We start from the raw sequence: 20,021 nt of genomic DNA on the forward strand, positions 1-20,021 counted from the left end.
CTTATTTCCGGCTTCTCTTTTCAATGTCCCGGTGAGTAACATGAGTATAGTAATCCTTTTTGAAATAGTCAGCTAAATACTCGGCAAGTGTCACAGAGCGGTGCTGGCCCCCTGTGCAGCCGATCGCAATGACGAGCTGGCTCTTTCCTTCTCTTTTGTAGGACGGCAGCATGAAGCTGAGTAAATCGATTAATTTTTCATTGAACTTTTGTGTTTCATTCCATTTCATGACGTAAGAGGATACCTCTTCATCTTTTCCGGTCAGCGGCCTCATGCTTTCGATATAATATGGATTCGGCAAAAATCTGACATCAAAGACGAGATCGGCATCAATCGGAATACCGTATTTAAAACCAAATGACATGACATTTACCGTAAATGTCTCTCCTTGGTTTGTCGCAAAATGCTTTACGATTTTCTCGCGCAGATCGCGCGGCTTCATGTCTGATGTATCATAAATCATTTGAGAGCGGCCTTTTAATTCCTCAAGCAGCTCACGTTCCAGCGCGATGCCTTCGAGCGGAAGACCAGTCACTGCCAGCGGATGCGAACGTCTCGTTTCTTTATATCTTGTCACGAGAATCGAATCCTTCGCGTCTAAAAATAAAATTCGCGGTGTAATCCACGGATTTTCCGCCATTTCATCCAGCGCCTCAATCAGCCGGTCAAAAAATTCACGGCCGCGCAAATCCATAACAAGCGCGACCTTGCTCATTTTCGAATTTGATTCCTTCATCAGCTCTAAAAATTTCGGAAGCAATGAAGGCGGCAGATTATCGACGCAGAAATAGCCGAGATCCTCAAAGCTTTGAATCGCAACGGTTTTTCCCGCGCCCGACATGCCGGTTATAATGACAAGCTGAATATCATGTGATTCACTAACACTCATCTTTCTCCCCCCTGACTTGTCTTTCTATTTGATGTACTGCGGATCTAAACGATAACTGAGCAGCTCAAACTCCGGTGTATACGTAAATGTGCCGTGCAGCAGCCCTTGTCCCTTCATCATAAAGTCGAGGATATGGCCGTCTCCCGGGGCCATAGGCAGGTTTTGAATATCCTTCACATTGTGCCACTGTAAAATGCCTTCTTCTGATTCAGACACATTTTCTCCCGTATAGGAATCAGCAACAAACGTAAACATCATCCACTCAGACACAATGTGGTCACCGTCTTTAATAATAAAGGTAAAAACGCCTTTTAGCTGGGGATTTATGATATAGATACCAGTCTCTTCTCTGAATTCTCTGATGACGGAATCCCTGACTGATTCTCCGCTCTCCATCTTGCCTCCCGGCGCAACCCACCAGCCGCGTCTTGGCTTTTGAAGAAGAAGAACTTTGTCATCCGCCTTGAGAACACAATTTGTCACTCTTTGCAAGTACGTCACCTAACCTTCTCGTCCTGTCATCGTCTCTTTATTATACCGTTTCAAGATGCCTCTCACAATGAAGAGACATTGACAATCTTTTCTTCTATTTTACAGCATATTCTTTCCCGCGTTCAGATGATTTTATTGTGAAAGGAAATTGTCTTTTATTTTTGGACAAAAAAAGGACACGGATAACTGGAGAATCCGTGCCAAAAGTGTATTCATTATAAAAAGGGGGTCAATTACTTTATTAATCATAACCGATAAGTTTTACACAACTGTTACAGCGGAATTAAAACCCAGTAACGTTATGTGAAACTCGTATGACAGCCCTTTTTATTTTAAGGTTTTCAGCGTTTCCTGGAGCTCTTCGACATAATGCTGTACGCTTTGTGCCGCAATACTTCCGTCACCTGTAGCCGTTACGATTTGGCGCAATGATTTTTCGCGAATGTCTCCGGCTGCGAAAATCCCTTCAACCTTTGTTTCCATTCGGTCGTTGGTTTCGATGTAGCCTTCTTCATTTGTGATGCCAAGGTTTTCAAACGGTTTAGACAGAGGAAGCATACCGATATAAATGAATACGCCGTCTGTTGTGAATTCACTTTCTTCACCAGTTACCGTATCCACAAGCGTCACTTTGCCGACTTTGCCGTTTTCCTCATGAATTTCCTTCACGGTTTTATTCCATAAGAAATCTACTTTTTCATTATCAAACGCTCTCGCTTGGAGAATGCTTTGCGCACGGAGTTTGTCACGTCTGTGTACAATCGTTACTTTTGAAGCGAAACGTGTTAAGTACACGCCTTCTTCAACCGCTGAGTCTCCTCCGCCGACAACAACCAGCTCTTTGCCTTTAAAGAAAGCGCCGTCACATACTGCACAATACGAAACACCGCGGCCGCCCAATTCTTTTTCGCCAGGCACGCCGATTTTTTTATACTCTGCACCTGCGGCGATGATAACAGCACGTGCTTTATATTCTTTTGAACCGGCTTTCACAACTTTGTACTCTTTGCCGTCCACAATTTCTTTAATATCGCCATAAGCGTATTCCGCGCCGAATTTCTTCGCGTGTTCAAACATTTTGTTGGAAAGCTCAGGTCCGAGGATGCTTTCGAAACCAGGATAGTTCTCCACATCTTCCGTGTTTGCCATTTGGCCGCCCGGAATTCCTCTTTCAATCATTAATGTCGATAAGTTTGCTCTAGATGTGTATACAGCGGCCGTCATCCCAGCGGGACCCGCGCCGATAATAATCACGTCATATATTTTTTCTTCTGACACACTCATTCACTCCTTAAAACGTCTTTTCGAGTTGGGCTCTTCCTTATATGATAAGAATCCCCATCAAACGTATTCCTTACCCATATCCTATAAAATCTCATGGTGATACGCCATTTTTTTGCTCATTTTTTTCGAAACGCGATTAAATGTATTTCAAAAGGGTATGTATATTAATAAAGAAAGAGCCTTCTGTCCATAGAAGGCCCTTGTCTTATTTATTATTGAACAACACGTCTTACGTTGCCGTTGAAGTATTTTTTCCAGTAAGGGTTACTCATAGAATCAATTGACACACCATGAGATGTATTGTCATTTAGGAAAGTACCGTTTCCTAAATAAATACCAACGTGTCCATTCTTCTTGTAAGTATCAAAGAAGACTAGGTCTCCGCGTTTCATTTCTGACGCGCTTACAGCTCTTCCTTTATTGATCAATGTGTCAGTAGTGGTTCCACTAACAGGTCCAAGGTTGACACCTGCAGAAGCGTAAGCCCAGCGAACGAATGATGAGCAGTCAAAAATACGGTTGTTGATATCAGACTGAGAGCGTCCGCCGCCAAACTTGTACGGAGATTGTCCGACAATGCTTGAACCAACGCTGATCGCGCCTTCAATTCCGCCTGAGTTGCTGATGACAGTGCCGCCTGAGTTATTGCTTGAGCTGCTGCTCTTCTTAGAAGATGAGCCGTTAGACGAACTGTTAGATGAACCCTTAGAAGAATTGTCTGAAGAATCATCATCAGATGAGCTTGCTTTTGCTGTTTCAGTTGTAGCCGTTTGGCTGTCATCTGTTTGTGTTTCATCAGATGCTTTTTGTGCTTCTTCCTGCTTTTTAATCAGGGCAGCCGCAGCTTCTTGTTGTTTTTTGATACGCGCTTGTTCTTCTTCAGTATCTGCTTTTTGGTTTGCAAGGTCAGACGCTTCTGATTTTAATTCAGAAATCGCTTTAGCCGTTTTCTTCTGGCTTTCTTTTGCTTCGTCGAAAAGCTTGTCTTTTTCATCAAGCTGTTTATCAAGGTCTTTTTGCATTGTTTCTAATTTAGCCAGTGCAGCTTGAACTTCTTTCAGCTTGTCATTCAAATCCGCTTCCGAATCTTCAAGCTTCGCTTTATCCTGCTCTTGCTGCTTGATTAAATCTTTGTCTGCATCCACAATAGATGAAACCGCAGTCGCGCGAGAGATAAAGTCACCAAAGCTCGTTGATCCTAAAAGGACATCTATGTACCCTTGAGATCCGCCGCTTTCCTGTAAAGAACGAACACGTTTTTTCAGGATTTCATTGCGTTTTTCGATGCGGGCTTCAGTCTCTTTAATTTCTTTTTTCAGTTTTTTGATTTCTTCTTTTGTTTTATCGTTTTCTTCTTTTTTATCTTCAATTTTGTTGCTTGTATCGAGCGCCTTCGCGTTAATGTCTTTCAGTTCTTTTTCAATCTTTGATTGATTTCCCTGAAGCTCAGTTAATTCTTTTTCCTTCGCTTCAATGCTGGAAGCAACCTCAGATTGCTTGCTTTCGATTTTTTGTTTCTTTTCATCTAATGTTTCCGCCGATGCAGTTTTACTTGTAAATGGGATCAAAAAACTGCTTGTCCCGATGACGGAAGCCAAACCAAGTGTCAATAAACTCTTTCTCACTTTTTATATCCTCCCTTTTACTGTGAACCTGTTCTCATTTGGAATTGTATTTTGAACATCAAGTTTCGTTCCTCATACTCTACGAGGAATGATGATTGTTTATGGTTAATTATTCTGTGCATCTCTTAATCTGGGTGTATAGCGTTTATTTCACATCATATGTAAAAAACACTAATTCCTTATGTACGAGAATCATTATACCATCAAGTTTCGACAAATTAGCGATAAATTTTATTACATTTGTGTTTCAAACACATTTCATGCACTTGTTTTTTTGTCATTTTATCTAATAAACTTGGGATCTTGGTAAACCAACATAGATTTGATTAGTTAGATGAGATGATTTAAATAATAAAACCCCGAGTTTGAATTGACTCGGGGTTTTATCTAATTAGAAGGTCTTTTTAAATGATTGTTTAGGAAATACATCTACTAGGTATTTAAAAGAACCTGTTCCTGAAACAGAAAATCTATAAAGAGTTTGAGCCTTACCTGCCATGGATACTAAATAAATCTCATGATTCGGTGCTTTGTCATGTTGCCCACTAATTACAAGTGAAGAATTTGTCATTGTTAAAGTCCAACGAGAATCAATTGACGGATAAGAAACTCCTGGAACTCCTGTTCCAAAAGGAATTTTTGCAGTATGATAAAAAGTGAAAGAGAGTTTTTTACTTGAAGCAGCGCCGACATCGATAAAAATTCCCTTGTTTGAGGCTACATTGCTTTCAAGAACTTTATTGCAATTCTTATCTGAACATCTATACGATTTTCCTATTTTCTTTTCAGCTAACCGTATTGATGTTGGGTTTTGAAATTGCAAATTAACCATAGAATGAGTACGACTACTTGAAGCATCTCTATTAAAGCCTCTATTGTCGCCTTTTAAATAGCCCCCTTTAATAAAATTGGGATCTGCTACAGTTTTATAAGGAATAAAAGTATTATAAATAATACTAAACGCATCTGTTTTAGAATATGTGCTTTGCGCTTTTACTAAACTAGACGATCCTTTTTGAGATTTTACGTTACTAGTTTCAACAAGTTGATTTTGAGTTTTTAATGACTCTTCTGAAACTTCTGGCACATCAACAATGCTGGATAAAACTGCACTTATATTATATAAATTATCTTTTTCATCCATACTTAATTTTTTCTTATCAATCTTTTGTTTTTTTAATTTTTTATTGACTTTATTAATTGATGTCTTGCCAAGTGGAACTTTTGTTTCTACCGTATATGTATATCTTTTTCCAGTTTTAACATTTGTATCACGATAGTTTAAATTTTTAGTTACTTTAATAAGCTTCTCATTTTTATATATTTTATAAACATTATTGCTTCCTGTGATTTTATTCCAAGACAGAGAGACCCCATCAGAACTAGATTGAACTTGCAAACCGTTTTGTTCTATCGATTTGTCAACGCTTTTCTGTTCGGGATATTCATTAATATCCTTATTGTATTCCAATTTTTTATTTTCAAGATCACTATTTTTGCTTAAAATTGTAAACCCTTCCGACTGAGCTTTTGGTTTTTCTTGTTGAATTTTAGAACTATTATCAATTTTAATCGCAATTACTTTTGATAATTTTTTTTTGTTATAAACACCTATTTTATACTTTTGAATATTTTCACTGATATTAACCTTCAATTTATTAGAAGAACCATTATAAATTAATTTGTTTTTTTCATCATAAACCTTAAAATAGTCCCCTTTTTCTTGCACTGTTATGTTAGCAATACTATTATCTTTATTAATAATGACATCTTGATTCGAAGCTGCAATTGCACTCTTTGAAAATGAAATCATTAAAAATAAAAGTAATAAACCTAGAAACTTTTTCATGTGAAACCTCCAGTTGATTATTGATTTATAACGGATAATATATTAACATAGTACTATACGTATTGGCAACAATTACTAAGGTGGAGATTTACATATGAGGAATAAAAATTTATTATTTTCATTTAGTTTCATAATCAGGTTAATTCTTACTTTGATTACTAGCTCAATAGTTCTTGATATCTTTGTATCTATATTTTTATTTTTGAAAAATGGTGTTTCTTTTTCTTATTTTGAAGTCTATTTTTTATTTTTCTTAATTTTCTATGCTGTTTTTGCTCTTCCTGTACAAGTTATACTGAACACTAAACCGAAAAAATTAAATCCTAAATACCTATCTATTTACTTTTTGGTATCAATCTTGATAAATGTACTATTAACATTTTTCAGTTCTACAAGAGATATCCAAGAGGTTATTTTCACTACATTAATCAGTTCTTTAGTATTTTGGATTACAGACTCCATCTTTACACAAAATAAATAGAAAATAACAAAAAGAGGCTGTTTAAATACAGCCTCTTTTTGTTATTAAGATTCTAAAATTGCATCAATTTGTTTAATATATTTGATTAACGTGCTTGGCGAAATACAAAATTTATCAGATATATCTTTTTTATTAACCTTTTCGCCGTGAGCTTCTTTCCAAATATAAGAGATTGCCGCTGCCCAGCCTCTCTCATTTTTTAGCGGCCCCGCTGCGCGGATTTGCTGTATCACATGGAATACCCAGCAGCTCATGACTTCTGTTTTCATCTCATCTTGTTCTGCTTCTTCGAGCAATTTGACCGTTTGATAAGCGAAAAGCGCATCCTCTGACACATCTGCTGCTGCGGAATCTCCGTTTAAGAGCAGCTTAACAAAATGGTTTTCAAAAGGAGCGGTGATGCGCTTCGAGCGTATCACGGCTTCAAGATGCTCCGTTTCACCCTTGGTGCTGCTGATATAATAGGCCGCCAATCGCTGTTCTACTGACGAAGGAAGTACTTCCCGCCGCTCAATCCATGGAGCCGGACGGTCTGCTCCTGGATATTGCGATTCAACTTTTCTCCATACCGTTTCGGCAAATTCTTTATGGCCCGTAAAGTAAGCAGAGCACGAGAGCCAGTAGTAGAATGTGTCGTCTCCTTCAAAACCGCTTTTATATAGTGATCTGAGCCATTTGTACCCGATATCATACCGGCCGACAAGCGACAGAGTGGCACCCAGTTTATAGCGCTGTTCAAATAACATCGGATATACATTTGAAAGCTGATCACTCAGCTCTGCCACCTTTTCATCTTCTCTTTCATAATAGTAGAAAACGAGAAGATTACATAATGCGTGAAGATTTCCTTCATTATTATTCAGCACTAGATAAGCTGTTTGTTTCGCTTTCACAACATTGCCGGAATAAAAGTGGGCAAGGGCGAGATTATTATAAGCGGACCAAAGCTCAGGATATTCGTGTGTGATTTCCTCAAGGGCCGCAACGGCTTCAGCAAGCTGACCGCTTTCAAGCAAGGACTTCGCCCGGTCCTGTTTGATAAGCAATTCATCCTGATCATATAAAGAATCCTCAGGCCCTCCGTCTCCTAAATCAAGCAGTTCAAGCAGACTATCATTCTCTTCGGAAAATTCACCGTCCGGATCAGCGTCTGAATAAGCGGCAGCTTCTTTATAAGCTTCCTGAAAGAGTCCCAGATGGGCAAAGTTATTTGCTTTAAAATAATGGCATTCCGGCATTTCCGTCTCAAGATTCGCCAAAATATAATCAAGCAAATCGTTTGATTCCTGGTATTGCCCCATCTCAGAATAAATGACCGCAAGCTGCGAAAGCATCTCTGAATCCTTCGGCTCCAAATGAACCGCGCGCTGGATCAGTTTGCTTGCCCGCTTCAGATTGCGTTCTTTATACGCTTTCAAACCTTTATGAAAAAAATAATGTCCATCTTGAAGCAGCTGGACAATTTGTGCGTGATTTTTATGTTCAGAAGTGTGTTTTCCCACAACTACCCTCCGTTTTATACAATATTACCGTCAGTAGTATACCATAAATCGTAATCCCCTCAATAGTTCAAAAGGAAGGATTGGGAAAATCCCTCCTCTTTTTTTTACTGGCTGAATCGACCAGAATTTACCCGGCTTTGTTTTCTAAATCCGCATTCATTTTAAGCTGCTGTTCAGCAAAATCTCTGTAAAGGTCATGGGAAGCCATTAATTCATGGTGCGTGCCGCGTCCCGTAATTTCCCCTTTTTCAACAAATAATAGCTGATCAGCATCTACAACAGTCGATAAGCGGTGAGCGATGACAATTGTTGTCCGGCCTTCCATCAGCACCTCAAGTGCCTGCTGCACTGATTTTTCAGATTGGCTGTCGAGGCTGGATGTAGCTTCATCAAGCATCAGGATGCTCGGATCACGGAGAAGCGCCCTGGCAATCGCAATTCTTTGTCTCTGTCCGCCCGACAGCATAATGCCGCGTTCGCCCACTTCAGTATCAAGCTGATTCGGCAGCTCCAGTATAAAATTAAGAGCGTATGCCATCTCCGCTGCTTTTTCGATTTCGGCATCCGTTACCTCACGTTCCAGCCCATAACAAATATTGTCTCTGATCGTTCCCGACATTAACGGACTTTCCTGTGACACGTAGCCGATATGCTGACGCCACGATTCGAGCGAATACGTATCCACCGGCTCGTCTCCCAGCCGAATGGTCCCTTCAGTCGGAGAATAGAAACGTTCAAGCAGCTTAAACAGCGTGGTTTTCCCGCCGCCGCTCGGCCCAACAATTGCTGTTACTTTTCCCGCTTCAATCACGGCGCTGATATCCTTCAAGATCATCTGCCCAGGCTTATAGCCAAAGGACACTTGATCAAGCCGGATAGGCAGATGTGCGTTGTCAATTTGGTTTCCTGTGACGGTATCTTCCTCTTCCTCTGCCAAAATCTCAATCATCCGTTCCGTTGCACCGATTGATTTTTGCAGCTGTGTGAAGAACGTTGTAATCTGGCCCATCGGCATAATGATTTGAAACAAATATAAAATAAAAGCCACGAGTGCTCCGGCCGTCAATTCGCCTGATGACACCTGCATACCGCCGTATCCAATAACAGCCACGAGTGCGGCCATTAATACGAGAGAAATAAGCGGCCCGACAAGCGATTGCACCTTCGCTTCACGAACCCCCAGCTGGAATAATGAAGAAATCCCCAGCTTTCCGCGTTTGTATTCGACTTCCTCTGCATTTGAAGCCTTCACAAGCCTGATTTCCGGAAGTATTTGATTGAGCAACCCTGTAAAACGTGCGGTTTCATCTTGAGTTTCCCGAGAAATGGAGAACATCTTCTGGCCGATCGGCACTAAAATCAGCGCAGCTAATGGAACAACAACTAAAACAAGCAGCGTCAGCTTCCAGTTCATAATGAATAAGATGGTGAGTGATCCAATGACCGAAATGATGCCTGTTATAAATCCGCTGATATGGCTGGTGATCAGCTCTTTTACTACCATCGTATCATTCGTGACCCGGCTGACAGTTTCACCTGAAGCGTTAGTATCGAAATAAGAAACAGGAAGCTTTATTAATTTCTTCCATAATAAATCCCTTAACCCAGAGATGATTTTTTGCCCGCTATAGTTTAGCGCGTAAGTAGCGTAGGCGCTTAAAGCGGCCTGAATAAGAAAAACGAGCGCGATCAGCCCGATTTGCGTGCCGGACAGCGCTGACATGGAAAAACCGTCGACAAGCTGTTTCGTTAATAAAGGAATCAGCAGGCTGACCAGTGTTGTCACAATACTGAGAATCAGCGCAAAAGCGAGCTTTCCATAGGATGGGTTTGTCTGTTTCACTAATGCAAAAAAGGCTTTGAATTTTCTATTAGGTTGCTGTGTTGACATAGTATTTTTCCCCCTGTTTCAATCCCTTTACGCGGTCAGCAAGGTTGAACGGAATATAATAGGATTATTTTTACTCTTTCTAAATCATAACAATGGAGAGAGACTTTTTCAGTATATTTTTCTTGTACACTGAAAATAAAAATCCCCTATTCATGACTCGAATAGGAGACGTTTCATATTATAGATCCTTTTCAGGCTTCTTTTTTCGATACGTTAAGGTAACCTCTTGCTGCCTCAGGTCTTCAATGATCATTTTGAACCGGTCAACCTTTGCAGTATGCTCTTCTTTTATCGTTTGAAGTGCAGTTTTCTGCTTTTCGCTTTTCGATTCAAGCTCTTCTTTTATTTTTTTGACAATCATTCCTTTTTGCCCTTTGATTTCTTCTTTTAATGCAGTCTCAAATTTTTTAGTCAGGCTGAGAATGTCGTTGATGGGTTTATTGAGACTGCCTGCTTTCCCCTTCATTTCGTCATGGGTTAGAAACATATAGGTGGTTGATACAACTTCTGTTTCACTTTCTGAAAATAAGGAAGTCACTCTGTCTATTCCTCCTAAGGCTGAAAATCGAATAGCTGTGAGATCATTTCTTCTTTTTCAAATAGCTTTTCGATGCTCTCGCGGATATTTTTGATAAAATTCTTTTTTTCCAATGTCTGTTTTTTTAGTTCTGCAACAATTCCGTCATTAGCAGGGAGAGCACCTGTATGGAACGATTCATGAACAGATATTTTCTCTAATTTATCGAATGTGTGACTGAAACCGGCCGCAAGCCGGAATTGAAGATCGAAGGCATAATGCGAAGGGTTTTCTTCCATATGTTGAATCGACGTGATGATTGCCTGTTTTTTGTCTATAAACTCTTCATCGATTTCCTGACGGAATACCTTTTGGTACGCGGAAATCGCATCTTCCATATCTTCAACGATCTTCATGCCGTTTTGATAGATTCTGACAGCGGAAGAGATATTGACTTTAATCGTTTCTCCCGAGCCGCCCTTCCCTGTAAAGTAAATATCGGAGCCTTTATAGCTGAAGCCTTTTTCCTTTGATAACGCGTTCAGCATTTGAACGATGCTGTGGCCGTCGACGATGAGTTTTAATGCGTCTTTTGTTTCTTTGTCGAGTGTTTCTATCGAGGACAAAATTGATTTTACATACTCCACTATTTCACCAACGTCTTTTAAAGCTTGCGTAAATTGACCATGCTTTAAATGATCAATGAAATGTTCGTATCGCGATTCTATACCTCTCATACTCGCATTAAGATTCGTTAATTCTTTTTTGATCACTTTCTTTTGCGTTCCATCAATATACCCATTTTCAGCAAGCTGATCTACGACCGGGCCGCTGTTTCTCAATAAAGTATGAAGAAACCCTAAAAAGGCTGGAAGTTCCTCTTTAATTCGTTCATACATTTGCTTAACATCATCAAAATTTTCATATAGGACACTTACTTTCTTTAAAGCACCGTCTGTGTATTTCACTTTTTCGATCAAATCTATGTCTATCCCGCTGGCTGCCTTTATAAAACCGTTCAAGCCGTCCTTTTCATAGTCATCCTTATATTTTTGAAGGAATTCTTGAATCGCCCTCACATCTTCATCAGGGACCCCATCCATAATATTTCTGATGCCTTTTACACTTGTGTTTGTATCCGCCATCTTCACATCACCGAATGTAATGAAATCCGCCTTGCCGCTGACTCCGTACAGCGGGTCATCTTTTGAGATGCGCTGGGTGATGTTTGCTGTTACGCCTTTGTCTTCATAGTATTTTTGGATTTCTTTTTTTAACTTTTCTGATGGGATATCATTAATATCTTTTAAGCGTCTAATATGAAATTTATGCATTATCTTATCTCTCAAATTCAAATCAGTTGCTAATAGGTGATCAACACTTATTTGAGCTCCGTTAACTCCATAAACTTCATCAAATTCCCCATCAATTAATTGAACCATCACCTGATTATTATTAGCCAGTGAGTGACCCATAGCAAAGGTCTTTAAATCATTAGAATCCTTTGTTTCTTTTTTTGCATTTCTTGTAAACTCTTTTGTCGCTTGATACTGGCTGTCATCTATCCCTAAAAAGAGACCGAAGAAATTGTATGACCAGTCCTCGTTATCAGCACTACCCTCTGAAATAATATGAAGTTGATTAATGTGTTGTTTGTCATCCTTAATATAAATAGCTGTACCATCATATCCGGACTCTCTTATTGATGTATCTACTTTTGAATTTTTTTTAATAAGTTCATTTGATGTATATATTTCCACGTTTTTCGGAAGCTCTTGGTGTGTTTCTTCTTTATAAATTCTTCGGACCTCAGCTTCAAAATCGGCTTTAGCCTTCTTTGTTTCATGCTCATTATCAGAAGCAAATTTTTCTTTATAATCGTATTCTAAGTTAATTAAACGGAGTTTCACATTTTCATTTTCAAATATATTTTTGTTTTCCATTCTATTTCTCCTTTTTAACTTTTAAAAAGGTAATGGAGTCTATTATTTTTTGAACTTTTTGTCTGGCTTCTTCTTCTTTTAATGAACAAGGTTCTTCATCTTTATAACAAGCAAATCTAAAGGAATATTCTATTCCTAGATAATCCTTTTTGGTAGATTTAACATAGCCAAAAAATCTATAAGAATAATTGTTCTTTCCGTCTACGTCATCAAAAACACTTTTCTTTTGAGCAGAATATACAATTTTATCAAATAGCTCTCTTTCTCCGTATTTTCCTTTATAACCGTTTCTTCCGCTTACGATGTCAAGCATTGTATCCTTGTCATTTGCAAAACTTTTGTCTTGATGATAATCCAGTTGACCATCATATTGAATGTTAGTTTTTTTATTAAAACTATCAAATACTATTGTTTCTTCATTGTCTCCTGTGCTGGAAATATCAGGTACGTATTCCCCATCCTCCGGAAACAACATCCTAAATCCTTTCAGCTTAGACTCAAGCAAATAGTACCCAGGCTCCTCTTCCTTCGTTGACACCATGTATTCTCTCGTTTTCTCGTCCTGAAACGCCGGAACTTGCGGCAGGTCTTTTGGATCCATGTCTTTTGGTTTTACGGCTTCAGTTTTATTTTCATTGTTTTTGCTGTTTTTTTCATTGTCGTTCATACTGCATCCTCCTGTCAGGGCAAGTAATAAGCTGAAGCAAATAAAGATAATCTTTTTCATTACGAACCTCCAAGGGTTTTGTGAGATCATTCTATTTTTCAAAAGTAATACTATTGACCCGGTTGCGGGGTGATTATATGATCCTTTTCCATGTTACATCATGGCGGAATTTGGATAAATAGGAAATCAGACTTGGTTTTGACCTTCTTTTATCAATTCGGAATGAGAAACACCTATTGTATTACTAAATACCCATTACATTTTTCTTACAATAAAAAAAGAGCCGTTATCCATAGGCTCTTTTCATTTACTATTCAGAATGGCGTTTTCTCAGCACTTCCAGCACATCATCTAGCGGCAATGCTTGTTCTCTGAGCAGGACAAGGAGATGATACAGCAGGTCTGCCGCTTCCCATTTCAGTTCCTCGTGATCACGGTTTTTGGCGGCGATGATGACTTCTGATGCTTCTTCACCGACTTTTTTCAAAATCTTATCGACGCCTTCGTCGAAAAGGTAAGTGGTGTAAGCTCCTTCAGGCATTTCAGATTGGCGTTCTGCGATGACGCGCTCCAGCTCGTTTAAGATGTCAAATCGGCCGGAAGTTTGTTCTTCTGTCTGTTCCTTTGTAAAACAGCTGTAGCTGCCTGTGTGGCATGCCGGACCGGACGGCTCTACAAGCACGACCAGTGCATCTTGGTCGCAGTCATATCGAATGCCCTTGACGGCTTGCGTATTCCCCGATGTTTCTCCCTTGTGCCATAGCTCTTGCCGCGAGCGGCTGTAAAACCACGTTTCTTTCGTTTCCAGTGTTTTTTCGTACGATTCCCTGTTCATATATGCAAGTGTCAGCACTTCTTTGCTTGCCGCGTCCTGTACGATGGCAGGGATTAATCCGTCTTCGTTAAAACGCAGTTCATCTGCCTGTTTCATCTCACATTCACCCCGTGCTCTTTCAAATATGATTTCACTTCTTTAATTGATGTTTCTTTATAATGAAAAATGGAGGCAGCCAGCGCGGCGTCCGCTTCCCCTTTTGTAAAAGCCTCGAGCATATGCTGCGCGTTTCCTGCTCCCCCTGAGGCGATGACAGGAACCGGAACAGCTTCTGACACGAGCTTTGTCAGCCTGTGGTCAAAGCCCTTTTTCTCCCCATCTGAGTCCATGCTGGTCAGGAGGATTTCTCCGGCTCCGCGTTTGACAGCTTCCTTCGCCCATGCTGTAACTTCCCAATCCGTTTTCTTTCTGCCGCCATGCGTGTAAACCTTATACGTGTCAGACTCTTCGTCGTACTTGGCGTCTATGGCAAGTACGATACATTGAGAGCCGAAAAACTCCGCGCCTTCGGTAATCAGCTCGGGACGGAGAACAGCTGCCGTGTTTACAGAAACTTTGTCCGCGCCGGCACGCAGAATCGTTTTCATATCGCTAAGCTGATTGATGCCGCCTCCGACTGTAAACGGAATCGCAAGCTTTGCAGCAACCTGCTCTACGACGTCAACCATCGTTTTGCGGCCTTCATGCGAGGCAGAAATATCAAGAAACACCAGTTCATCCGCGCCTTCCTGATCGTATACTTCCGCCAGCTCGACAGGGTCGCCGGCATCCTTCAGCTCAAGAAATTGAATCCCTTTGACAACGCGCCCTTCTTTCACATCAAGACATGGGATAATCCGTTTTGTTATCATTTCCCCTTCATCCTTTCAAGCGCCTCGCCAAGTGTAAACTGGTTGGTATACAGTGCTTTTCCGATAATGGCTCCAGAAACCCCATTCGCATGATAACGGGCAAGAGCTTCAAGGTCCGCAACGGAGCTGACTCCGCCAGAGGCGATGACTGATTTTCCGGTTTCCTTTGCGAGTTCCACTGTGCTTTCAATATTGGGGCCTGACAGCATCCCGTCTGTCGCGATATCAGTAAAAATAAAAACTTCTGCGCCTTCGTTGGCGAGCTCTTTGCCGAGTTCAGCCGCCTTAAGACTTGATGTTTCCAGCCACCCTTCTGTTGAAACAAAGCCGTTTCTTGCGTCCAGCCCGATGGCTATCCTTTCGCCATACTCTTTCAGCATTTTTTTTACAAACGGCGGATCAGAAACAGCAGAGCTTCCCAGGATCACGCGATCGACTCCTGCCGATAAGTAATCGTAGACGTCGCTTTCCGAACGAATGCCGCCGCCGATTTCGACTTTCAGATTGAGCTTTTGTACAATTTCGATGACATGACGGTCATTTACTTTTTTTCCTTCCTTCGCGCCGTCAAGATCAACAAGATGAATCCATTCAGCACCCTCACTCGCAAATAAAGAGGCCATGTCGAACGGTGAATCACCGTATACAGTTTCCTTGCTGTAATCACCTTGAACGAGGCGTACGCATTTGCCGTTTCTCATATCAATGGCCGGGTATAATGTAAAAACACTCATTTTTTCACCTTCTGTTCTGCTGCCATTTTTGTGAATTGGATTAAGATAGACATTCCGACCGTGCTGCTTTTTTCCGGGTGAAATTGGGCGCCGAAGATGTTCTCTTTTCCGACAACCGCAGGCACCCGCACACCGTACTCGGCGCTTACTAAAAGCGCGCCGTCATCCATTCCGTCAATATAATAGGAATGGACAAAATAAGCGTAGCCTTCCTCCACTCCTGCCAGCAGCGGAGATTCGTTATGAAAGGAAAGGCGGTTCCATCCCATATGCGGAACCTTCAGCTTGTTTCCCTCCTGATCTTCCGGCTTCAGCCTGACCGCTTTTCCCTTTAACAAACCGAGGCCTGCAGTGGTTCCATGCTCTTCGCTATCATCAAACAATAGCTGCATGCCAAGGCAGATCCCAAGAAGCAGTCTCCCCTCTGATACCATATCGTGAATGAATTGATCGAGTTTGGCATTGCGCAAATTGTCCATCGCATCCCCAAATGACCCGACTCCCGGCAAAATGAAAGCATCGGCTTTCCTCAGCTCCTCTGGCATGCCAGAAACAAAGTACGGCACGCCGACACGCTCCAGCGCCTTTGAGACGCTGTATAAATTGCCCATTCCGTAATCTATCACACCGATCATTTACAGCATCCCTTTCGTTGACGGAATCCCTTTGACACGCGGGTCAATCGTTGTCGCTTCATCAAGCGCGCGTCCTAATGCTTTAAATACAGCTTCTATCATATGGTGCGTATTTGTGCCGTAATGAACGATCACGTGCAAGTTCATTCGTGCTTCAAGCGCCAGCTTCCATAAAAATTCATGTACAAGCTCAGTATCGAAAGTTCCGACTTTCGCTGCCGGAAAGTCAGCACGCATTTCCAAGTGCGGCCGATTGCTTAAATCAACCACCACCTGAGCAAGCGCCTCATCCATCGGAACAAACGCTGATCCGTAGCGTTTAATTCCTTTTTTATCGCCTAGTGCTTCAAGCAAAGCCTGCCCTAAGCAAATGCCGATATCTTCAGTTGTATGGTGATCATCAATATCGACATCGCCTTTTGCATGAATGGAAAGATCAAATTGCCCGTGTTTTGTGAACAGATCCAGCATATGCGTCATGAACGGCACATCTGTTTTGATTTCTGTTTGTCCTTCACCGTCTATTGCGAATGACAGCTCTATATCCGTTTCGTTTGTTTTTCTGGCGCGCTCCGCTTTTCTCATTTTGAATTCCTCCGTTCTCTCGCTTCGATTGATCTCGCATGCGCTTCTAATCCTTCCAGTCTGGCAAAGGCCGCAATGCTATCCGCATGTTCTTCAAAGGCTGATTGGCTGTATGAAATAATGCTCGATTTCTTTTGAAAATCCGTGACGTTTAATGGGCTTGAAAATCTGGCTGTTCCATTTGTGGGGAGCACATGGTTCGGCCCGGCAAAATAATCTCCGACCGGTTCAGGGCTGTATCGGCCTAAGAAAATCGCACCTGCGTGCTTGATATTGCCAAGCAAAGCTTCGGGAGACTGTGTGATGATTTCTAAATGCTCCGGGGCGAGCGTATTGACTGTATTGACCGCTTCATCTATCGTTTCAGCCACATAAATAGATCCATAATCTCTCACTGAAGCTTCCGCAATATCTCTGCGCGGCAAGGTTTTAAGCTGCTCGTTCACCTCGGCTGAAACGGCCTCAGCCAGCGGCATGGAATCTGTGACAAGCACACATGAGCTGAGCATGTCGTGTTCCGCTTGTGACAGCAGGTCGGCGGCAATTTCCCGCGGGATAGCTGTTTCATCAGCCAGGACGACGATTTCACTCGGTCCGGCAATCATATCAATATCGACATCACCGAACACCTCTCGTTTGGCAAGCGCGACATAAATATTTCCCGGGCCTGTGATTTTATCCACCGGCTCAATGGTTTCTGTTCCGTACGCCAGCGCCGCAATTGCCTGAGCCCCTCCCATTTTGTATATATCTTTGATGCCCAGCTCGGCAGCTGCAGCTAAGACTCCCGGAGACAGCCGTCCGTCTTTTCCCGGAGGTGTGACAAGAACAATTCTTTCCACGCCCGCTGTAAGCGCCGGAATGACATTCATCAAAACAGATGACGGATATGCGGCAGTTCCGCCCGGCACATAAACGCCGGCAGAGTCAAGTGCTGTCACTTTCTGTCCCAGCATTGTGCCATCCTTTCTGTGATAAAACCAGGAAGACTGAAGCTGCCTTTCGTGATATTCAGTAATGTTTTTGATCGCCTGCCTGATCACCTGCAGCAGCTGGGGATCCAGCAAGCTGTATGCTTCTTCAATTTCTTCTGTTGTGACCAATGCGCTGTCGAGCTTGATGCCGTCAAACTTGGCCGTGTAGTCACGAACGGCCTGATCACCGTTTGCTTTTACATGTTCAATAATGGATCGGACCGCTTTTCTTTGTTCTTCCGTTCCGGCATCAATTGACCGCTTGAGAGAAAGCCGGTCCGCGCCGCTGATCGTTTTGATTTTCATTTTGCCGTTTCTCCTTCCACAACAAGAGATAAACGGGACGCCATTTCGTCGATGACATCGTCCTTCATGCGATAGCTTACTGGGTTGACGATAAAGCGGGAGGTGATATCACAAATATGCTCTGTTTCAATGAGTCCGTTTTCTTTGAGCGTCTGTCCCGTTGATACGATGTCGACTATTCTGTCCGCAAGCCCGATAAGAGGTGCCAATTCGATAGAGCCGTTCAGTTTAATAATCTCGACTTGCTCTCCCTGCTCCCTAAAATAACTGGAAGCCACATTCGGATACTTTGTGGCGATTCTCGGCGCGACGCCGCTCCAGTCTGTATCTGGAAGTCCGGCAACCGCCAGATGGCATTTGCTGATTTTCAAATCCAGTACCTCATATACATCGCGTTCTTCCTCCAGCATGACATCCTTCCCCGCAATTCCGACGTCTGCCACGCCGTGCTCCACATATGTGGTGACATCCATCGGCTTTGCCAAAATGAAGCGGAGATTTTCCTCCGGCACGTCGATGATCAGCTTTCTGGAATCCTCAAACTCCTCCGGCAGCTTGTATCCCGCCTGCCGCAGCAGCCCTGCTGCTTCTTCAAATATTCGCCCCTTCGGCATTGCCATTGTGAGTAACTTACCCATTTTGCTCTTCCTTTCTGGCACCGATAAAATAGGTGACATTCGCAAATGATTTTGTCATCTGATCAATATTTTCAATCCCCAGTAAATCCTGAAGAACAACTTTTTTACCTTTCAAACGCTCTTCATTCGCAAAAGCGATGGCCTGCACCCGCTGTTCTTTGCTGAAAATGACAGCATCCATTTCACAAGGTTCATCTTTCATATGGAGCGCTTCAATCATCCGGTCAATCCGAAGCCCAAAACCCGTCGCCGACGCCGGTGAATTAAAATGTCCCAGAAGCTTGTTATAACGGCCGCCGCTGCCAATCACAAAGCCGACATTATCCGCGTACACTTCAAATAAAATCCCAGTGTAGTAGCTCATATGGCTGACCATATTCAGATCAAGACGGACATTTTCCGTACATCCGTAGTCCTCAAGAATCTCCCACAGCGCCTTCAATTCATCAACCACACTTTTACCTTGCGCTGAATCGACGATTTCTTCAGCACGTCTGCATACTTCTATGCTCCCTCGCAATTCGAGAAGCTCAAGCAATCTGTTTTTATCAATGGAGGAAAGCGGAAGAGATTTGACGTGCTCTCTGTAGCCGACATAATTCTTTTCATATAAAAACCTCCGCAGCACGTCCGCTCGTTCAACATTCCCGAGCACCTCGACAAACAGGGCATCTGCAATGCCTGCGTGGCCGATTGCAATTTTAAATGAAGTCAAGCCGGCATTTTTTAACGCACCGACTACTAAGGCAATGACCTCTGCATCCGCACTTGTTGTGCCATCACCGATCAATTCCACTCCAACCTGCTCAAACTCGGCAGGACGTCCGCCCTCACGTTCCTGGGCTCTGAACACATTTGCCGCATAGCCGACTCTGAGCGGATGATCATGTTTCAGCAGCTTTGATGCCGCCACCCTTGCGATCGGCCCTGTCATATCCGGGCGAAGCACCAGTGTCTTTCCATCCTGATCCAGAAGCTTAAACAGCTGCTGCTCTTCAATTGCTGACTGCACACCAACCGTATCGTAAAACTCCAGCGTCGGTGTTTCCATAAATTGATAGCCCCATTTATCTATCATATCGGTTAACGATTGCCTCACCTTTTTTTTCGTTTCATATAAACCGGGCAGTGTATCTCTCATGCCGTGCGGTTTTTCAAACATAAACATCAACCCGAGCACCTCCGTAATTGTTTGAAGGAAAATTCCGAATCCTTTAGTTCGCTAATATGATAATATGTTAGCAGATGAAAGAATAGAAATCAATGCTTAACTTTCGCACGAATCTTTTTCGTTCAGAAATCCTCCTCCTAAATATGAAAAAG

At 42.2% G+C, this 20,021-nt stretch carries 19 protein-coding genes; 1 reads left to right on the forward strand and 18 read right to left on the reverse strand.

Translation table 11 applies throughout. The features are described 5' to 3' along the window. Position 1 precedes the first annotated feature (1 nt). The 5 genes from rapZ to WA325_RS12775 all read right to left on the reverse strand — a co-directional run bounded on the left by rapZ (position 2) and on the right by WA325_RS12775 (position 6,139). Positions 2-889, reverse strand: coding sequence for an RNase adapter RapZ (rapZ, locus tag WA325_RS12755; protein ID WP_059334990.1), 888 nt, complete (start codon positions 887-889; stop codon positions 2-4). A gap of 24 nt (positions 890-913) precedes the next feature. Further along, positions 914-1,390 carry an 8-oxo-dGTP diphosphatase gene (locus WA325_RS12760; protein WP_336183731.1) on the reverse strand — a complete coding sequence of 159 codons (477 nt, stop codon included), beginning with the start codon at positions 1,388-1,390 and terminating at the stop codon, positions 914-916. Positions 1,391-1,708: 318 nt separating this feature from the next. Further along, positions 1,709-2,659, reverse strand: coding sequence for a thioredoxin-disulfide reductase (gene trxB / locus WA325_RS12765; RefSeq protein WP_044159317.1), 951 nt, complete (start codon positions 2,657-2,659; stop codon positions 1,709-1,711). Positions 2,660-2,877: 218 nt separating this feature from the next. Further along, a complete protein-coding gene (locus WA325_RS12770; protein ID WP_198098054.1) occupies positions 2,878-4,290 on the reverse strand; it encodes a C40 family peptidase in 1,413 nt (470 codons plus the stop codon). Between the two features lie 391 nt (positions 4,291-4,681). Further along, complete coding sequence (locus tag WA325_RS12775; RefSeq protein ID WP_198098055.1) at positions 4,682-6,139, reverse strand: hypothetical protein; 1,458 nt, start codon at positions 6,137-6,139, stop codon at positions 4,682-4,684. A gap of 94 nt (positions 6,140-6,233) precedes the next feature. On the opposite strand from WA325_RS12775, the gene WA325_RS21460 reads away from it, so the two are divergent. Further along, positions 6,234-6,620 carry a UPF0715 family protein gene (locus WA325_RS21460; protein ID WP_198098056.1) on the forward strand — a complete coding sequence of 129 codons (387 nt, stop codon included), beginning with the start codon at positions 6,234-6,236 and terminating at the stop codon, positions 6,618-6,620. A 44-nt stretch (positions 6,621-6,664) separates the two neighbouring features. Here WA325_RS21460 and WA325_RS12780 read toward each other — a convergent pair whose 3' ends face one another. The 13 genes from WA325_RS12780 to WA325_RS12840 form a co-directional block, all read right to left on the reverse strand. After that, positions 6,665-8,122 (reverse strand): tetratricopeptide repeat protein, encoded by a 1,458-nt coding sequence (locus WA325_RS12780; RefSeq protein ID WP_336183732.1) that lies wholly within the window; start codon positions 8,120-8,122, stop codon positions 6,665-6,667. Between the two features lie 127 nt (positions 8,123-8,249). Further along, positions 8,250-10,013 (reverse strand): ABC transporter ATP-binding protein, encoded by a 1,764-nt coding sequence (locus tag WA325_RS12785; protein ID WP_336183733.1) that lies wholly within the window; start codon positions 10,011-10,013, stop codon positions 8,250-8,252. 178 nt (positions 10,014-10,191) lie between these two features. Then, positions 10,192-10,551, reverse strand: a complete 360-nt coding sequence (locus WA325_RS12790) for a hypothetical protein (protein WP_105990921.1) — start codon at positions 10,549-10,551, stop codon at positions 10,192-10,194. Between the two features lie 14 nt (positions 10,552-10,565). Then, the gene (locus WA325_RS12795) at positions 10,566-12,473 is read right to left on the reverse strand and encodes a DUF6792 domain-containing protein (protein ID WP_336183734.1); all 1,908 of its coding nucleotides are present in this window, start codon (positions 12,471-12,473) and stop codon (positions 10,566-10,568) included. Position 12,474: 1 nt separating this feature from the next. After that, positions 12,475-13,200, reverse strand: a complete 726-nt coding sequence (locus WA325_RS12800; RefSeq protein WP_227598867.1) for a lipoprotein YvcA — start codon at positions 13,198-13,200, stop codon at positions 12,475-12,477. Between the two features lie 250 nt (positions 13,201-13,450). Next, positions 13,451-14,071 (reverse strand): bifunctional phosphoribosyl-AMP cyclohydrolase/phosphoribosyl-ATP diphosphatase HisIE, encoded by a 621-nt coding sequence (hisIE, locus tag WA325_RS12805; RefSeq protein ID WP_336183735.1) that lies wholly within the window; start codon positions 14,069-14,071, stop codon positions 13,451-13,453. Further along, positions 14,068-14,826, reverse strand: a complete 759-nt coding sequence (hisF, locus tag WA325_RS12810; protein WP_044159350.1) for an imidazole glycerol phosphate synthase subunit HisF — start codon at positions 14,824-14,826, stop codon at positions 14,068-14,070. The genes hisIE and hisF overlap by 4 nt, the downstream gene beginning before the upstream one ends. Beyond that, positions 14,823-15,560: a 1-(5-phosphoribosyl)-5-[(5-phosphoribosylamino)methylideneamino]imidazole-4-carboxamide isomerase gene (gene hisA / locus WA325_RS12815; protein ID WP_024122979.1), complete on the reverse strand. Its 738-nt coding sequence runs from the start codon at positions 15,558-15,560 to the stop codon at positions 14,823-14,825. The genes hisF and hisA overlap by 4 nt, the downstream gene beginning before the upstream one ends. Next, entirely contained in the window at positions 15,557-16,195 is a 639-nt protein-coding gene (gene hisH / locus WA325_RS12820) for an imidazole glycerol phosphate synthase subunit HisH (protein WP_336183736.1), read from the reverse strand. The genes hisA and hisH overlap by 4 nt, the downstream gene beginning before the upstream one ends. Then, positions 16,196-16,780, reverse strand: a complete 585-nt coding sequence (gene hisB / locus WA325_RS12825; protein WP_227598872.1) for an imidazoleglycerol-phosphate dehydratase HisB — start codon at positions 16,778-16,780, stop codon at positions 16,196-16,198. It abuts the gene before it with no gap. Then, complete coding sequence (gene hisD / locus WA325_RS12830) at positions 16,777-18,060, reverse strand: histidinol dehydrogenase (protein ID WP_202852903.1); 1,284 nt, start codon at positions 18,058-18,060, stop codon at positions 16,777-16,779. Before hisD ends, hisB begins: the two co-directional genes overlap by 4 nt. Beyond that, positions 18,057-18,698, reverse strand: coding sequence for an ATP phosphoribosyltransferase (gene hisG / locus WA325_RS12835; protein ID WP_326326974.1), 642 nt, complete (start codon positions 18,696-18,698; stop codon positions 18,057-18,059). Before hisG ends, hisD begins: the two co-directional genes overlap by 4 nt. Beyond that, complete coding sequence (locus WA325_RS12840; RefSeq protein ID WP_336183738.1) at positions 18,691-19,866, reverse strand: ATP phosphoribosyltransferase regulatory subunit; 1,176 nt, start codon at positions 19,864-19,866, stop codon at positions 18,691-18,693. Before WA325_RS12840 ends, hisG begins: the two co-directional genes overlap by 8 nt. Positions 19,867-20,021 lie beyond the last annotated feature (155 nt).

Source organism: Bacillus sp. 205(2023), assembly GCF_037027485.1.
Classification (GTDB): domain Bacteria; phylum Bacillota; class Bacilli; order Bacillales; family Bacillaceae; genus Bacillus; species Bacillus halotolerans.

Coding starts and splice junctions, on each gene's coding strand:
- WA325_RS21460 (WP_198098056.1), top strand. CDS start 6,234: ATGAGGAATAAAAATTTATTATTTTCATTTAGTTTCATAATCAGGTTA.
- WA325_RS12840 (WP_336183738.1), bottom strand. CDS start 19,866: ATGTTTATGTTTGAAAAACCGCACGGCATGAGAGATACACTGCCCGGT.
- hisF (WP_044159350.1), bottom strand. CDS start 14,826: ATGATAACAAAACGGATTATCCCATGTCTTGATGTGAAAGAAGGGCGC.
- rapZ (WP_059334990.1), bottom strand. CDS start 889: ATGAGTGTTAGTGAATCACATGATATTCAGCTTGTCATTATAACCGGC.
- hisB (WP_227598872.1), bottom strand. CDS start 16,780: ATGAGAAAAGCGGAGCGCGCCAGAAAAACAAACGAAACGGATATAGAG.
- WA325_RS12795 (WP_336183734.1), bottom strand. CDS start 12,473: ATGGAAAACAAAAATATATTTGAAAATGAAAATGTGAAACTCCGTTTA.
- hisA (WP_024122979.1), bottom strand. CDS start 15,560: ATGAGTGTTTTTACATTATACCCGGCCATTGATATGAGAAACGGCAAA.
- hisD (WP_202852903.1), bottom strand. CDS start 18,060: ATGAAAATCAAAACGATCAGCGGCGCGGACCGGCTTTCTCTCAAGCGG.
- WA325_RS12785 (WP_336183733.1), bottom strand. CDS start 10,013: ATGTCAACACAGCAACCTAATAGAAAATTCAAAGCCTTTTTTGCATTA.
- WA325_RS12800 (WP_227598867.1), bottom strand. CDS start 13,200: ATGAAAAAGATTATCTTTATTTGCTTCAGCTTATTACTTGCCCTGACA.
- WA325_RS12775 (WP_198098055.1), bottom strand. CDS start 6,139: ATGAAAAAGTTTCTAGGTTTATTACTTTTATTTTTAATGATTTCATTT.
- hisH (WP_336183736.1), bottom strand. CDS start 16,195: ATGATCGGTGTGATAGATTACGGAATGGGCAATTTATACAGCGTCTCA.
- hisIE (WP_336183735.1), bottom strand. CDS start 14,071: ATGAAACAGGCAGATGAACTGCGTTTTAACGAAGACGGATTAATCCCT.
- hisG (WP_326326974.1), bottom strand. CDS start 18,698: ATGGGTAAGTTACTCACAATGGCAATGCCGAAGGGGCGAATATTTGAA.